The organism is Affinundibacterium fentianense, assembly GCF_018139545.1.
Taxonomy (GTDB): domain Bacteria; phylum Pseudomonadota; class Gammaproteobacteria; order Burkholderiales; family Burkholderiaceae_D; genus Undibacterium; species Undibacterium fentianense.
The window spans coordinates 87921-104531 of sequence record NZ_JAGSPJ010000006.1 but is presented as its reverse complement, the minus strand read 5'-3'; the positions used below and the strand labels follow the sequence as shown (position 1 = coordinate 104531).

Below are 16611 nucleotides of genomic sequence, written 5' to 3'. Positions count from 1 at the left end.
CGTCTAAGGCGACAACCGATCAAATTTAGCGTGCATCGCGTCTAGGCATTGCTACGAAAACTTTTGCGTAGCGACTATCACCACTTGCCAAAATTTTCCAATAATCATAATACTCTGGATAGGCGTCAGGATGTAGACGCTGCATACTAATCATCGTCCGTTTTGCTTGCGCAATACGATCATTTAGCACATAAGTTTGGGCGAGTTTATCCAACAAATGAATATAGGCAAAGCGATGACTAACCCTTTCAACAAAACGAATTTGTTCGTCGCTCATATTGGTTTTTGGCTGTAACCGCATGATTTGAAAATAATCAAAAAAATCGGGTAACAATGTGAATTTTGGCGCCGCCAAAGCGGCCGCGGGAGCGGATGTGGGCTCTGGAACCGAGCGTAGAACCTGAAACCCAGCGACAACCCGATGGTAGTCCAAAGTCACGAGGATGGAGCCGACAATTCCCAATACGAAAAATAAAGTTGGGAAGAATTTAAACAATCCAGAGCACCTTTCTTTGCTGTCAGGCCAAGCGTATCCGTGCAATAAACCTATCACCAAAGAAATCGGTAGCAATACATAGGCATACCATAGCGGATATTCCACCATGCTGTGGACTGCAAGTGCCAATAGCATCAGGAGTCCAAACGCCATCACATTCGATTGCCCCTCATTATTCTTCATTCGCGATGCATAAGCCTGACAAATTTTCCATAGCCATATGGCAACGGCGATTCCCAACAATAAAGTGAATGGCAGTCCAAGTTCGGCTGCAAAATTCAATACAATATTGTGAGCATGCTCGGCGTAAATGCTAGAACCAAAGTTAGCAGCCACATCTAGCTGTGCTTTACCAAAATTTGACCATCCGACACCAAGCCAAGGATGCGTCAACGCGATATTCCATGCTTGCTGCAACAACACACTCCGTTCTGAACGTCCGCCGACGCGATCCGCGACGCTAGCAACTTTAAAGCCCAAGGCTTGCGCCACGTCAGGCAACAAGTACATCAGGACGCAATATATGAACAATAGACTAGCGAGCACTAACAAATGGATGCGATCACGCTTAACCAAACCGAGTGCCAACAAAATGGCGTATGCAGGCAAAATGATCCATGCAATACGTGACTGCGTCAGTACCAATCCCCAAATTAAGATCAAAGCAAGCAAGCTTGCCCAAGGTCCGCTCAAGCGCTTTTCTTGTAACAACCACCAAAGAGAAGCAAAACCAAAACAAATTAAAAGTGCTAACTGGTTTGGCTGAGCCACATTCGCGAAAGGTCGAATCGGTACCCCAGCGTGAATGTTCATGTACATCACAATTGGACGCGCATCCCAACCGGCGATTTGTATTTGCTGCATTCCAACAGAAATCACCGCTGCGACCAGATGCGCCAATGCGAGTGCGAAGCACAACTGTTTGGCATTTTCTCTTGACCGCGCAGCAGTCAATCCAAACACCACGCATGCCGCCGCCAAGATGCCATACATAAACAGATAGTAAGTATCAGCGACTGCAATCAGACCTAGTCCCACTTGCAACATCAAAGTGCTCAGCAAAACGACGATAAGTACAAGCGGGCTACGCAATGAGAAACGAAATGGCGACTGCAATTCAGCAAACCCTATCAATACCAAAACTGCCAAAACGCCACTTAGCTCGTGGTAATAACTACGGAATGGATGCACATGCATCGGTAAGCACTGGGCAAGCACCAAAAGTAAAGCAAAGACACTCAGGCTTAGACGATGCAGACTTAACCAAAGAGCGAGCGAGGAAAAATGTAATTTCATGAATGCAAAATTAAAAAAGGAAGCATGCCCCAATCCCTCGACACGAGAACTTGAATTCGGCGCAGCATTGTAGCGCGAGCAGACTCGAAACGATGCGCCACAAAAAAGAAAAAGGTCGCCGGAGCGACCTTTTTATTCAACCCAATTAAAATCAGGTCTTCGGCAAGAATTTCGTTGGAACTGTTCCTGACACTGCCCAAGTACATTGAGCTCCTGGTACGCAGGTCAAGGTGTACACGATATTTTTTGTATCAACGGTGGTGTCATTGGTACCTTGCATCACTACCGTCACCGTGCCCGCTGTCGTTGAAGTACCTTGCGCGGTGACAGACTTAACATACTTGCTTGTCACGGAGGCCGCCGCCAACAATCCTATACTAGTATTGGTCGTTGTTGCTGACAAAGTGCCTTCATTAAACGCAATCACCAAGCCGGAACGTGCTGTTTCAGACATACTTGTCGCTTCTGCGACTTTGCCTTTTGTTGTGTAATCTTGATATGCTGGCAATGCGACCGCCGCCAAAATGCCGACAATTGCGACAACGATCATCAGTTCGATCAAGGTAAAACCTTGCTGCAGTTTTTGATATTTTTTGCTACTCATCATTTCATCCATCCAATTAAGAAGCCGACCAAAATGCCTAGAACAAACGGAGAATTCAAAATTTCCTGCTTTTCTACAAACTTATTGCCAGCCATGTATTAAATCAAATTTTGGCCACTAATCAAAAAGGCCGCTTTACGCGACCTTTTTGCTATTTCTATAATTCCGCTAAGAATTACGCTTTAGGCAAGAACTTTGTTGGCACTGTGCCTGAGATTGCCCAAGAACATTGCGCGCCAGCAACACATGTCATTGTGTAAACAACGTTTTTTGTATCCACTGTCGTGTCATTTGTACCTTGCAAAACAACTGTCACTGTACCAGCAGTTGTTGACGTACCCGCTGCTGTAACTGATTTCACATATTTACTTGTGATAGAAGCCGCTGCTGCTAAACCGATATCTGCATTCGCAGTTGTTGCAGTCAAAGAGCCATCATTAAAAGCAATTACCAAACCTGAACGTGCTGTTTCAGACATACTTGTTGCTTCTGCTACTTTACCTTTTGTTGTGTAATCTTGATACGCTGGCAATGCAACCGCAGCCAAGATACCGACGATCGCGACAACGATCATCAATTCGATCAAAGTAAAACCTTTTTGTGCTGTTTGGATCATTTTGGAAGTTTTCATTTTAAAGCTCCTATTAAGTTAATTGAGGCATCTTGGTACCACGCTTCCTCTATTGCAAACAGTGTGCCAGCTCAAAAACAGCCTGCCTATCAGCAAATTCCCTCATTTTTCTCGATTTCGATACATTTATATACATATTTGAGACATATTTTGTCAGGTGGAATTAGACAAATTCTGCAAACTGACATTTTTTGTCAGCCCACGTATTTAGTTCTTAAACAAAACGTCTGTTGAGTGGCGCCCTTCAATACAATAGCAATAAATAAAACCCCGCTTGAAATGCGGAAAAAAATTGCTCTAAAATAGATCGAACAAAATCCAAACTTCTTGTCGACACAACAAACCAACTGAAAATCCATGATTAGTCTGCAAAAATTATCTACGTTTACACGTGCCCAAGCCTTCGCGGCGCATCTCGGCTTCAGCATCGCCTTGATCCTGACGGTATTTTGCATTATTCGTTTCGTTTGGTATCCCGACGTATTATTTTCATTGGCAAATGGGAAAGATATCTTACTCATCCTCTCAGGGGTTGATGTTGTACTCGGCCCTTTGATTATGTTAGTAATATTTAATCCGAAAAAGAAATCGCTCAAATTTGACGTTGGCGCTGTTCTTGTTTGCCAGATTGCGTTCATGGCATATGGCTGTTGGACTGTCTATGCAGCAAGACCTGTTTATATTGCCTTCAACAACAGTTACTTTGGACTAGCGACAGCGAGTGAAGTTGACCCCAAAGATCAACAAAAAGCCAGCTTGAAGTCATTGTCCACCATGCCACTTTTTGGACCAGAATTTGTTGGATCCATCATGCCTGCCGATCAAAAAGAAAAAGATCGGATCGTGTTCTTGTCGGGTGTCGGACTTGGCATTCAACATCTTCCGCAATATTTCACCGAACTAGAGAAGCAAAAAGCTGCATTGATTGCAGCGGCGCACCCAGCCCAAGATTTCGACAAACTAGAAGCGGATTATCAAGCCAAGTTGCGCGCGTTTGAATCGGAAGCAAGAGCGAATGGTAAAGAAGTTGGTTTTGTTCCCCTCCAACATCACAGCGCGGGTGCCTTTGTCGCTGTCGACAAAGGAACAGGCAAACCCATTAAAACACTCTAATCATCGAGGGGAATGCGTGGGACGCTTGACTCAGATTATCGGCAATTGCCATTGGCTCAAGCGTCCAGAACCTTAAGACAAGTTTTTCAATGCACCTGTCTAACTAAGTTGAAATTCCATTTTTGTGCCTGACAAATCAATCTCATCGCCATGCGAAAGAATGCGAGGGCGCGCGTCAATGGTCTCGGAGTTGATTTTTGGAAACAACTTTCCTTCCACAAAGGTAATTTTGAAACGATTTCCTTCGCGCGCAATGGAAACCACCAAAATACCAGGACTTCCTAATGTAGTAACCGGCTTAGACAAGATCATTTCTTTACCAGCATTTGCACCAGTTAGAACTTTAATTTTTCCTACTAACAAAGTCTCATCAGGCGAAAATTGATAATTGTCGACTTCGACCACGAACTTTAGTTGGTACTTACCCAACTCAATCACATCACCGTCTTGCAATAAGTGCTTTTTGATTGGTTGCCCATTGACCGAAGTTCCATTAGTGCTACCTAGATCTAGGATAAAGGTTCCCTCAGATGTCGTGTCGATTGCGGCATGCCGACCACTGACGGCTAAATGGTCTAACACCAAATCATTACCTGGCCGACGCCCAATGTTGAGTCGTGCGCGGTCAATATTCATGTCTTTTTGAACCTGACCATTAAAAATCACTACCACTTTCGCCATATTGAGTCCGCCAAATACAAATTATAAAAACGAGAAAAAAGATTCAGTTCACGTCAATCCAAGTGCCCACATTAACAAAAGAATCCTCGCCTTAAATCAAGCAAATACCAAGTAAAATCCGACTAGTCTGTTTCACTCACTCGAACAGCCGGTTAACTTGCAAAAATATACTCCATAAAGCGCCGCTCATGCAATTCTTTCACTCGTATTAAAACAACGGAAATGTTGTCAAATCCACCTTGACGGTTTGCCAAATACACTAAAGTCTTACAGCAAGTATCCAAATCTTGCGCTTGATCACGCAGTACTGTTTGTATATGGATTTGATCCAACATATCACTTAAACCATCTGAACATAAAACAAATATGTCTCCAGGCTTCATTGAGTGGTCATGGACTTCCACTTCAATTTCCTCGTGCGATCCAACCGCTCGAGTAATTAAATTTTTGATGGGGGACAAATGGGCATCAGCAGGCGAAATTAGTCCAGCATCGATTTGCGCCTGAAGGACCGAATGATCGCGCGTAATTTGATCGAGAAAATTATTTCTAAAAAGGTAGGCACGCGAGTCACCGACGTGGCCAACCACAAGCTTATCTTGATGGCACAAAGCGACTACGATCGTCGTACCCATCCCAAAATTATCAGGATTGGCGTTCGCTTGCTCAATGACTTTTTGATTTGCGTAGACAATCGCATCGTTTATCCACATTTCAGGCGCTGAAGTTTGCCAAGGCATGCGTGGCATCCGCAAACTAGCTTGTTTCTGTTGAATCTGTTCTCTGACTAGATCAACACTCATCTGGCTCGCTACTTCGCCAGCATTGTAGCCCCCCATCCCATCCGCCAAAATAGCCAAACCAGCCTCGGGGACGATGGCAATTGCATCTTCGTTGTGACTACGGACTAGGCCCGTGTCAGAATGACTTGCGAACTCCAAGACAGTGTGTGGATGCATGTAAATGGAAAGATGGCGCAGAATTAAAGTAAGGAATTACGGAACCGCTTTCATAATTCGTATTGAGCTTACCACTAAGCAAAGCTATTATGGCTGATGAAAGAATATTTTAATATTTCAATAGCGCAACTACAACAAAATCTGTTCTAGCTCCGCTGATGTACCAACAAAAAAAGGAGCCTAAGCTCCTTTTTTTTATCTAACAGCGATTCGAAGAATCAATACTAAATTACAGCATTGCTTTCAACAAGCGTGCCATTTCAGATGGGTTCTTGGTTGCTTTGATACCGCATTCTTCCATGATATCCAATTTTGCTTGCGCAGTATCAGCACCACCAGAAATCAAGGCACCTGCGTGGCCCATACGTTTGCCTGGAGGCGCAGTCACACCAGCAATGAAACCAACCACTGGTTTCTTCATGTTGTCGCGTACCCAGTAAGACGCATTTGCTTCGTCTGGACCACCAATTTCACCAATCATGATCACAGCGTCGGTATCTGGATCATCGTTGAACATCTTCATGACGTCGATGTGTTTCAAACCGTTGATTGGATCGCCACCGATACCAACCGCAGAAGATTGACCCAAGCCGAGCGCTGTCAATTGACCAACCGCTTCGTATGTCAATGTACCAGAGCGGGAAACCACACCGATACGACCTTTACGATGGATGTGACCTGGCATAATGCCGATCTTGATTTCGTCTGGTGTGATCAAACCTGGGCAGTTAGGACCGAGCAATTTTGTTTTGCTACCCGCTTTAGCCATGCGGTCTTTCAACATCATCATGTCACGAACAGGAATACCTTCAGTGATACAGATCGCCAAATCGAGATCCGCTTCAACTGCTTCCCAGATCGCAGCCGCTGCACCTGCTGGTGGAACGTAGATTACAGAAACAGTAGCGCCAGTTGCTGCTTTAGCTTCGGAAACATTCGCGTAAATTGGAATGCCTTCGAAATCTTCGCCAGCTTTCTTTGGATTTACACCAGCGACGAAACAGTTTTTACCGTTTGCGTAATCGCGGCACATACGTGTATGGAACTGGCCAGTTTTACCAGTGATACCTTGGGTGATGACTTTAGTGTCTTTATTAATCAGGATGGACATAGTGATTCCTTGCGATAATTAAGCGTGGGCAGCAGCAGCGGCAACAACCTTCTGCGCGGCTTCTTCCATCGTGTCTGCAGAAATGATAGGCAAACCAGAGTCAGCTAACATTTTCTTACCGATATCTTCGTTAGTACCTTTCATACGTACTACCAAAGGCACTTGCAATGACACTGCCTTAGACGCAGTAATCACGCCCTCTGCAATCACGTCACAACGCATGATGCCGCCGAAGATGTTGACCAAGATCGCTTTCAATCCTGGGTTTTTCAACATAATCTTGAACGCTTCAGTGACTTTTTCTGCAGTCGCGCCACCACCTACGTCGAGGAAGTTCGCTGGTTCGCCGCCGAACAATTTGATGGTATCCATGGTTGCCATCGCCAAGCCCGCACCGTTCACCAAGCAACCGATATTGCCGTCGAGGGAAATGTAAGCGAGGTCAAATTTAGATGCTTCGATTTCCGCTGGATCTTCTTCGTCCAAATCGCGGTAAGCGACGATTTCTGGTTGACGGAACAAAGAATTCGCGTCGAAGTTAAATTTCGCATCGAGCGCGATCACTTTGCCAGAACCAGTCAAGATCAATGGATTAATTTCAGCCAAAGAACAATCTGTTTCCATGAAAGCTTTGTACAAGCCTTTCAATTGAACACGTGCGTCTTCAATAGAACCTTCTGGCACACCGATTTTACGAGAGATGTCATCTGCTTCAGCGTCTTGCAAACCAGCCGTTGGATCGATCGCGATAGAGTGGATCAACTCTGGATGTTTTTCTGCGACTTCTTCGATGTCCATACCGCCTTCGGAGGATGCCATCAATACCACGCGTTGGCTGATACGGTCAGTTACCATACTCACGTACAGTTCTTTCTTGATGTCCGCGCCTTCTTCGATCAACAAACGACGCACTTTTTGACCTTCTGGGCCAGTTTGGTGTGTGACCAATTGCATACCCATGATCGCGTCTGCGTATTCGCGTACTTGCTCCATGGATTTAGCAACTTTCACGCCACCACCTTTACCACGGCCACCGGCGTGAATTTGTGCTTTGACTACCCATACTGGACCGCCTAAAGTTTCAGCAGCTTTGACTGCTTCTTCAACGGACATGCATGGGATACCGCGCGGTACGGTCACTCCGAATTTGCGGAGGATTTCTTTACCCTGATACTCATGGATTTTCATACGACTTCCCTTCAGACACTGAGGTATTAGTTAAAAATTAAACAAACAAAAAACGATTGCGAACACGAGCTGCACAAACACAAGCACAACCTAGCTTCGATCTATGCCAACAAGCAAAACAAAACTGGACATCCAAACAAAAAAACGCGACGCCTTTGCAGGACAGTCACGTTTAACAAATTAGTTAGATCGAACGATTTCCAGACGTGTTTCCCAAAACAAGCACGCACCAATACAAGCACGATCTACTTGATCACACATCATTTCGACCTGATTCATTTTAAGAACCTGATCAACTTTAGGAAGCCCCAACTGAGGCGTTTTAAAAGTAATCAATTTGATGGATGGCTTAGCCAGCTGGCAATAATTCGAATATAAAAGCCACAATTGCGTGCGTCATCGCAGCTTCTACGATAACAGCCGCTCTTGCGGCGTTGCAAAAAACCAGTGGATTCTAGCACAGCTAAAGCATGATTTCTATTTTTTGGTTAGACCAATTTATTCTGATTACTGTACAGAAAAGCATCATTTTCAAAGTTTCGAGCAATTTTTGCGTTTTCGCAAACGACGAACGATGATCTTCTTTCACTCTTTTGCTTTTCTATCGTTCGGCTGTACTTGCTAACGCAGTTTTATTCATCGATTAAGTCCCTTGGTCTACCTAAAGCATGACGAATTGCACGGCTGGTAAAACCACGCTGCGCCAAAAATTGCATTTGCTTCGCTTTTTCTTTCGGATCTTGCGGTGGATTGGCGAATTTTTTCCAAAGCACCTCCACTGCTCTCTGAAGTTCGTTACTCTCTAAATTTTCTTTAATTTCAATGAGGTCTTCCTTATCAAGTTGATGATTTTGCAATTCAGCTAAAATTCTTTGATTGCCGAATCTTCCCTGACGCCGATGTACGAGGGCCTCCGAAAATCGCTGATCTGAGAGAAACTTAGCACTCTCCAACCAATCCAACAATGCTTCAAGATCATCTTGTTCTTGCAAATAAGGCGTCAATTTTCGTCCCAATTCTTGCCTACTATGTTCACGCATAGATAAGTAACGAAGCGCTCGTCCCTTCAGACTCAACTTTATTTTCATATTCATAAAATCACGCTCTAATTCCTCAAACTCTTCTCCATCAAGACGATAAAAAAAGTCGACCATCTGTCACCAGATTGATCGACTTAAGACTACCGTGATCATCACAAACATAGATAAGGCTGAGTTTACAATTTAGTGTTCAAGCCCCCATCGCCGCTTAAACCTTTTTATTCTTCGGATAAAGGAGGCAACAAGGGAACACCTAACTGTTCACGCACTTTATTTTCGATTTCATATGCCAATGCTGGACGCTCAATCAAGAAGTTACGCGCATTGTCTTTACCTTGGCCAATTTTCTCACCATTGTAGCTATACCAAGAGCCTGATTTTTCGACAATCTTGCAATCTGCGCCCAAATCCAAAATCTCACCTTCACGCGAAGTACCCGCGCCGTACAAGATATCAAAATGCGCCTCTTTGAAAGGAGGTGCAACTTTATTTTTCACAACTTTCACCTTCGTTTCATTACCAACAACCTCATCACCCGACTTGATTGATCCTGTACGGCGGATATCCAAACGAACGGAGGCGTAAAACTTCAGCGCATTGCCACCTGTAGTCGTTTCAGGGCTACCAAACATCACACCAATTTTCATGCGAATTTGGTTAATAAAAATTACTAAGGTGTTGGTACGATTGATACTACCAGTTAATTTACGCAAGGCCTGTGACATGAGACGCGCTTGCAGACCAGGCAACGAATCCCCCATATCACCTTCAATCTCTGCCTTAGGCGTCAATGCGGCAACTGAGTCAACAACAACCAAATCGACACTACCAGAACGCACCAGGGCATCAGTAATTTCCAATGCTTGCTCGCCTGTATCCGGTTGCGAAATCAACAAATCATTTAAATTGACGCCCAACTTTTGTGCGTACCCTACGTCCAATGCATGTTCAGCATCGATGAAAGCGCATGTACCTCCAAGTTTTTGCATTTCAGCAATGACTTGCAAAGTCAAAGTTGTCTTACCTGAAGACTCAGGTCCATAAATTTCTACAACACGACCACGCGGCAAACCACCGACCCCAAGTGCGATATCGAGGCCCAATGAACCAGTTGACACCACCTGTACTTCCTCAATTGCGGCACCATCAGCCAGACGCATGATAGAGCCTTTGCCGAACTGTTTCTCGATTTGAGCCAATGCAGCCGCCAATGCTTTGCTTTTATCGGCGCTGTTGTCAGATTTTCTATCGTCCATAATTTTTCCAGTTAGATGCACAAATCGTCAAATTGACAAATGTGAATATGATTGCGATCACGAATTATCTTAAATTCTCTTTATTCCACGGCAAGACTCAAATCCCCGCATGTCGATACTGTATAAAAAATCAGTAGTTTGCGCAAGTACCTTTTTAAATTATTTTTTTATGTGGGTTTTAATGTGCATTAGGGTGCTTGGTCACGTTGCAACGTGACACGATAAATTCGATTCAATTGGAATCACAGGACGATCTCTGGTGCACTTATCTAAACAAGTTTCTTCACCAGCGCACGACAAGCCACGAAGATGCTATGACGACTTTGTCGTTCTCATCGACTAAGATCAACGTTTTTTCAGGATAGACCCCAAAACACCACGAATAATCTCTCGCCCAACTTGCGACCCTATGGTTCTGACTGCAGATTTCACCATCGTTTCGGCGACATTATCTTTACGACGAATTCTTGAACCACCAAATAAGTTACCGAACATATCGCCAAAAGTTCCCGCTAAACCGCCTCCCGCTGACTCTGTCGAACCCACCGTCGTTGCATCCCTACCAGAACTGCTAGTCTTTGAATCTGCCGAATTGCCAGCTGAGCGTCCCCAAGCGCCGGTGTCCATTGGCGGTTGTTGAGAATTCGAGCTTGGCGCTTGGGGCTGCGAATTGGCTGGATTCTGCGCGACCCGACCTTTAATTTTTTCATAAGCAGATTCACGATCGATCGCTTTTTCATACACTCCTGCGACGATCGAATTGGCCATCACTTCTTTGCGCTGCTCCGGTGTGATCGCACCGATTTGCGATGCAGGCGGTACGATAAAACCACGTTGCACGATATTCGGGCGACCTTTTTCGTCAAGGAAAGAAATCAAGGCTTCACCCACGCCCAATTCACTGATGACGGCTGCGGTATCGAGCTCAGGATTAGGGCGGAAAGTTTCTGCTGCAGCTTGCACCGCTTTTTGATCGCGTGGGGTATATGCGCGCAATGCATGTTGTACGCGATTGCCTAATTGCCCCAAGACTGTGTCTGGAATGTCGAGCGGATTTTGGGTGACAAAATAGACACCGACGCCTTTTGAGCGTATCAGTCTGACGACTTGTTCGATTTTTTGCAGTAATACTTTCGGCGCTTCGTCAAACAAGAGATGGGCTTCATCGAAGAAGAACACCATCTTCGGTTGTTCAACATCGCCGACTTCGGGCAGGTTTTCATACAGTTCAGATAACATCCATAACAGAAAGGTCGAATACAAACGCGGCGATTGTAAGAGTTGATCTGCCGCCAGAATATTGATAAATCCTCTGCCACTGGTATCGGTTTGCATCATGTCGTCTAGGTTAAGCATGGGCTCGCCGAAGAACTCATCGCCACCTTGTTCGCCCATCGCAAGTAAAGCACGTTGAATTGCACCGATACTTGCCGCCGAGATGTTGCCGTATTCAGTCTGAAATTCCGACGCGTTATCGCCGAGGTACTGCAGCATGGCACGTAAATCTTTGACATCCAGTAAGAGCAAGCCATGATCATCGGCAATCTTAAACGCGAGTTGCAATACACCTTCTTGTGTCTCGTTGAGATTCAACATGCGACCGAGTAACAAAGGCCCGAGGTCGGAAATCGTGGCGCGTACGGGATGGCCTTGTTTGCCAAAAACATCCCAAAATGTGACAGGACATGCTTTCCAGCTTGGCGCATCAATATTTAATAAGTCGAGGCGCTGTTGCATCTTCGGTGTTAATTGCCCAGCTTGTGCCATGCCCGACAAATCGCCTTTGACGTCTGCCATAAAGACTGGCACTCCGATGTCGGAGAATGACTGTGCTAGCACCTGTAAAGTCACAGATTTTCCAGTGCCAGTGGCGCCTGTGATGCAGCCATGACGGTTGGCCCAGTCCGAGAGTAAATGAAGATCAAAAGTTTGATTTTTCGCAATAGACTTGGCGATTAAGAGAGGTTTTGACATGGTTTACTCGGCTTATAAATAGGCGGAAAGAGATAATTATTCGAATCAATTGTAGAAAACTTGTGCAAACCAAGCTAGTTCGGCTTCTTGCGCGCGGTTTTGCCTAAGTGCTCTATGTTAGAATAGCGGTCTTCATTATAAAACCAATCCTTTGCAAAGTTTCCATCGCGACATGTCTGAATTGTTAGCGAATGATAAAAATTACCTTGAACAAGTACTCATAAAGAATGGGTAATCGGCAATAGGTGCAAAGGATTGCCAATTTTAGAAAGAGCAATCATGGCAGGACATAGTAAATGGGCCAATATCAAGCATAAAAAAGCAGCGACCGACGCAAAGCGCGGCAAGATCTGGACACGCTTGATTAAAGAAATCACGGTTGCAGCACGCATGGGCGGCGAAGATGTCAATTCCAACCCGCGTTTGCGTTTGGCTGTGGATAAAGCAGCAGATGCCAATATGCCGAAGGAAAACGTCACGCGTGCGATTCAACGTGGTGCCGGTACTTTGGAAGGTGCTAACTATGAAGAAGTGCGTTACGAAGGTTATGGTATCGGCGGTGCGGCGATTATCGTTGATTGTATGACGGATAATCGTGTGCGTATGGTGGCTGAAGTGCGTCATGCATTTAATAAGTATGGCGGCAATATGGGTACCGAAGGTTCAGTGGCGTTCTTGTTTACGCATTGCGGTCAAATGTTTTTTGCCCCAGGCACAAATGAAGATGCACTGATGGAAGCAGCATTAGAAGCCGGTGCAGATGATGTGATCACGGATGATGAAGGCGGTATCGAAGTCACTTGCCCACCACATGATTTGTCAGCACTGAAAGATGCCTTAGAAAAAGCAGGATTCAAACCAGAAGTGGCAGAAGTCGTGATGAAGCCGCAAACTGAAACCGTGTTCACAGGCGAAGACGCGATCAAGATGCAGAAAATTATTGATGCATTAGAAAATCTCGATGACGTGCAGGAAGTATTTACCAATGCGATCATCGAAGAATAAGATTGAGATGTTCATAAATCCAATTGCAGGGCGCTTCGCGTTGTTGCGCATCCTCGCAATACCGACGTATTGCTCCGGTGCGCGCCTAGCGCAGCATCCCTGAAATTGAATTTCTGAAGCATCTTAGGTTCGCATTTTGATTTAGCGAAAAAGTCGCAATTCGTAGCAAACATCAATTCAACTCAACTATTCAGAGTAAATAATGAAAATTCTCGTAGTCGGCTCCGGTGGTCGTGAACATGCATTGGCATGGAAATTAGCGCAATCTGAACGCGCGCAAATGATTTTTGTCGCGCCTGGTAATGGCGGCACAGAATTAAATAAGAATCTGAAGAACGTGAATATCACTGATCCACATGCTTTAGCAGAATTTGCGATCCAAGAGCATATCGGCCTCACCGTCGTGGGGCCTGAAGTGCCACTCGCGGCAGGTATCGTGAATATCTTCCGTGAAAAAGGTCTGAAAATTTTTGGACCAACGAAAGAAGCAGCACAACTCGAAAGCTCCAAAGATTTCGCCAAAGCCTTCATGCACCGTCACCATATTCCCACTGCGGAATACCAAACCTTTTCCGACTTACAAGCTGCACACGACTACCTGAACCAAAAAGGCGCACCGATCGTGATTAAGGCGGATGGCTTGGCGGCAGGTAAAGGTGTCGTAGTTGCGATGACAGCCGACGAAGCACATGCTGCGGTCGATATGATGTTATCGGATAACAAGCTCGGTGATGCAGGCGCGCGCGTCGTCATCGAAGAATTTTTGGCTGGTGAAGAAGCGAGTTTTATCGTGATGGTGGATGGTAAGAATATTTTGCCATTAGCGACCAGCCAAGATCACAAGCGCTTACTTGATCATGACCAAGGGCCAAACACGGGCGGCATGGGCGCGTATTCCCCTGCACCGATCGTGACACCACAATTGCATGCGCGTGTGATGCGCGAAATCATTCAACCAACCGTACAAGGCATGGCGAAGGACGGCATCGTGTTCACAGGCTTTTTGTATGCAGGTTTGATGATTGATGAAGCGGGCAATCCTAAGACTTTGGAATTTAATTGCCGCATGGGTGATCCAGAGACACAACCTATCATGTCGCGCCTCAAAACAGATTTCATCAGCGTGGTAGAACATGCCGTTAACGGTACACTTGATACGGTTGAACTCGAATGGGATAGACGCACCGCGATGGGTGTGGTGATGGCAGCCGCGGGCTATCCCGATGCACCAGAAAAAGGTGCAGATATTAATGGCATTCCCGCAGAAACTGCTGATTGCATCACTTTCCATGCTGGTACCGCCTTAGCAGGTGGCAAGTTGAGTGTGTCCGGTGGTCGCGTGTTATGTGTGGTCGGTCTTGGCGATACAGTCAAAACTGCGCAAAAACATGCTTATGATGTAGTTGAAAAGATTCAATTCCAAGGCGCGCAATATCGTAAAGATATTGGCTGGCGTGCGTTGAATCGTAAGCATTGATCACAAACATTAAGAACTAAAAACCACTCAACACAGAGACACAGAGGTACAGAGGAGTGGCAAGAGAAAAAGCAATTAAGGACACTCGCTTTTGCCTTTCCTCCTCATCTCTGTGCTTTTGTGTTGAGAGGTTTAAAAAAATTCATTTATCATGACCGACGCCAATTCCGTTAAAGACTATTTACTAAGCCTACAAGCTTCCATCGTTGCTGCGATGGAAGAAGTTGATGGCTGCCGTTTTATTACCGACAGCTGGGAGCGCCCCGAAGGCGGTGGCGGTATCTCGCGGGTGATCGAAGAAGGCAAAGTATTTGAACGTGGTGGAGTGAATTTTTCCCATGTGATGGGTAAAAATCTGCCCCCATCTGCCGCCGCAAGTCGTCCAGAATTAGCAGGCCGCCGTTGGGAAGCAATGGGCGTGTCTTTGGTGCTGCATCCACGCAATCCTTATGCGCCGACGGTTCACTTGAATGTGCGCTTCTTTACCACTTATGCCGAGGGACAAGATCCGGTATGGTGGTTTGGCGGTGGTATGGATTTGACGCCGTATTATGGCTTTGAAGAAGATGCAAAACATTTCCATCAAACTTGCAAAGATGCCTTGACCCCGTTTGGTGCGGATTTACATCCGCGCTTTAAGAAATGGTGCGATGAGTATTTTTATCTCAAGCATCGCAAAGAAGCGCGCGGCGTAGGGGGTATTTTCTTTGATGATTTTAATGAGCAATCATTTGAACAAAGCTTTGCGATGACCAAGAGCGTTGGTGATGGCTTTTTGAAAGCCTATCGCCCGATTCTCGAACGTCGCAAAGACCTCGCTTACGGCGAAACCGAGCGCGATTTCCAAGCCTATCGTCGTGGGCGTTACGTAGAATTTAATTTAGTATTTGATCGCGGCACTCTATTCGGTCTGCAGTCCGGTGGTCGTACTGAATCCATCTTGATGTCGATGCCGCCGATTGTAAAATGGCGCTACGATTGGAGGCCTGAGGCGGGAAGCGCAGAAGCCAAATTGGCGACGGATTTTTTGGTACACAAGGAATGGGTGTAAAATCCGTTTTCGCAAATGCTGCAGCCACCGCAGTCAAGCGCTCGATACTGGTGTTTGGTGGTAGTTTCGATCCCGTTCACATGGGGCACCTTGCATTAGTGCAGCATTTTGCAAAGCGACTTGAAGTTGATGAAGTCCGCTTAGTACCTGCGGGGCAGCCTTGGCAAAAAGCCCAATTAAAGGCGACAGCAGAACAAAGAATTAAGATGTTGGAATTGGCATTTGATGAGCAATTATCGGTCCCCTTCAGCATCGACCAACAAGAGGTAGAACGTGCCGCGGCGCAGATTCCTAGCTACACGGTGGATACCTTAACTAATATGCGATCTCAATGGGGTAATGCTCAGTCAAATGAGGAGATCGCGCTTATTTTACTCATTGGTGCCGACCAATTTCACAATTTCGCAACGTGGAAAAACTGGCAACAAATTTTTAAATTAGCACACATCGTCGTTGCCGCAAGACCAGGCTACAGCTTGCAACTCGACACATTACCCCGCGAATTTGCCGCGCTCTGGCAGCAAGCAAATGGCGCTATTGAAGATCTAAAGCAATGTTCTTTTGGTAAAACTTGGCTAGAAACTGATCTGGCTTGGGATATTTCTGCAACACGAATTCGCGACGAATTGCAGCAACAAGGGCAAACCAAGGAAACCACCTCGCTTATTCCACGCAAGGTGTTAGACTACCTTCAAGTGCATCACATTTACAATTAGCGCAAAACGATTA

15 protein-coding genes are annotated in these 16611 nt (G+C 45.6%); 5 read left to right on the top strand and 10 right to left on the bottom strand.

Annotated elements, in window-relative coordinates:
* Positions 1-25: 25 nt before the first annotated feature.
* The 3 genes from KDM90_RS14190 to KDM90_RS18040 all read right to left on the bottom strand — a co-directional run bounded on the left by KDM90_RS14190 (position 26) and on the right by KDM90_RS18040 (position 3027).
* Entirely contained in the window at positions 26-1792 is a 1767-nt protein-coding gene (locus tag KDM90_RS14190) for a PglL family O-oligosaccharyltransferase (protein ID WP_212676282.1), read from the bottom strand.
* 151 nt (positions 1793-1943) lie between these two features.
* Positions 1944-2399, bottom strand: coding sequence for a pilin (locus tag KDM90_RS14185; RefSeq protein ID WP_212676281.1), 456 nt, complete (start codon positions 2397-2399; stop codon positions 1944-1946).
* Positions 2400-2571: 172 nt separating this feature from the next.
* Entirely contained in the window at positions 2572-3027 is a 456-nt protein-coding gene (locus tag KDM90_RS18040; protein ID WP_329605330.1) for a pilin, read from the bottom strand.
* Between the two features lie 357 nt (positions 3028-3384).
* Between KDM90_RS18040 and KDM90_RS14175 the strand changes: the two genes are divergently transcribed.
* Positions 3385-4140, top strand: a complete 756-nt coding sequence (locus KDM90_RS14175; RefSeq protein ID WP_212676280.1) for a hypothetical protein — start codon at positions 3385-3387, stop codon at positions 4138-4140.
* 99 nt (positions 4141-4239) lie between these two features.
* Here the strand turns inward: KDM90_RS14175 and KDM90_RS14170 are convergent, their stop codons facing one another.
* The 7 genes from KDM90_RS14170 to KDM90_RS14140 form a co-directional block, all read right to left on the bottom strand.
* The gene (locus KDM90_RS14170; RefSeq protein WP_212676279.1) at positions 4240-4821 is read right to left on the bottom strand and encodes an FHA domain-containing protein; all 582 of its coding nucleotides are present in this window, start codon (positions 4819-4821) and stop codon (positions 4240-4242) included.
* Positions 4822-4973: 152 nt separating this feature from the next.
* The gene (locus tag KDM90_RS14165) at positions 4974-5780 is read right to left on the bottom strand and encodes a Stp1/IreP family PP2C-type Ser/Thr phosphatase (protein ID WP_212676278.1); all 807 of its coding nucleotides are present in this window, start codon (positions 5778-5780) and stop codon (positions 4974-4976) included.
* Positions 5781-6009: 229 nt separating this feature from the next.
* Complete coding sequence (gene sucD, locus KDM90_RS14160) at positions 6010-6891, bottom strand: succinate--CoA ligase subunit alpha (RefSeq protein ID WP_186914681.1); 882 nt, start codon at positions 6889-6891, stop codon at positions 6010-6012.
* Positions 6892-6909: 18 nt separating this feature from the next.
* On the bottom strand, positions 6910-8094 hold the full coding sequence (sucC, locus tag KDM90_RS14155; RefSeq protein WP_255423111.1) for an ADP-forming succinate--CoA ligase subunit beta: 1185 nt from the start codon (positions 8092-8094) through the stop codon (positions 6910-6912).
* Between the two features lie 617 nt (positions 8095-8711).
* The gene (recX, locus tag KDM90_RS14150; RefSeq protein ID WP_212676518.1) at positions 8712-9167 is read right to left on the bottom strand and encodes a recombination regulator RecX; all 456 of its coding nucleotides are present in this window, start codon (positions 9165-9167) and stop codon (positions 8712-8714) included.
* Between the two features lie 170 nt (positions 9168-9337).
* The gene (gene recA, locus KDM90_RS14145) at positions 9338-10375 is read right to left on the bottom strand and encodes a recombinase RecA (RefSeq protein ID WP_212676277.1); all 1038 of its coding nucleotides are present in this window, start codon (positions 10373-10375) and stop codon (positions 9338-9340) included.
* Between the two features lie 345 nt (positions 10376-10720).
* Positions 10721-12349, bottom strand: a complete 1629-nt coding sequence (locus tag KDM90_RS14140) for a helicase HerA-like C-terminal domain-containing protein (RefSeq protein ID WP_212676276.1) — start codon at positions 12347-12349, stop codon at positions 10721-10723.
* A gap of 279 nt (positions 12350-12628) precedes the next feature.
* Here KDM90_RS14140 and KDM90_RS14135 point away from each other — a divergent pair, with 279 nt between their 5' ends.
* The 4 genes from KDM90_RS14135 (at position 12629) to nadD (ending at position 16598) form a co-directional block, all read left to right on the top strand.
* The gene (locus tag KDM90_RS14135) at positions 12629-13354 is read left to right on the top strand and encodes a YebC/PmpR family DNA-binding transcriptional regulator (protein ID WP_212676275.1); all 726 of its coding nucleotides are present in this window, start codon (positions 12629-12631) and stop codon (positions 13352-13354) included.
* 202 nt (positions 13355-13556) lie between these two features.
* Positions 13557-14831: a phosphoribosylamine--glycine ligase gene (gene purD, locus KDM90_RS14130; protein WP_212676274.1), complete on the top strand. Its 1275-nt coding sequence runs from the start codon at positions 13557-13559 to the stop codon at positions 14829-14831.
* 151 nt (positions 14832-14982) lie between these two features.
* Positions 14983-15882 (top strand): oxygen-dependent coproporphyrinogen oxidase, encoded by a 900-nt coding sequence (hemF, locus tag KDM90_RS14125; protein WP_212676273.1) that lies wholly within the window; start codon positions 14983-14985, stop codon positions 15880-15882.
* The gene (gene nadD / locus KDM90_RS14120) at positions 15873-16598 is read left to right on the top strand and encodes a nicotinate-nucleotide adenylyltransferase (RefSeq protein ID WP_212676272.1); all 726 of its coding nucleotides are present in this window, start codon (positions 15873-15875) and stop codon (positions 16596-16598) included. Before hemF ends, nadD begins: the two co-directional genes overlap by 10 nt.
* The last annotated feature ends 13 nt before the right edge of the window (positions 16599-16611 follow it).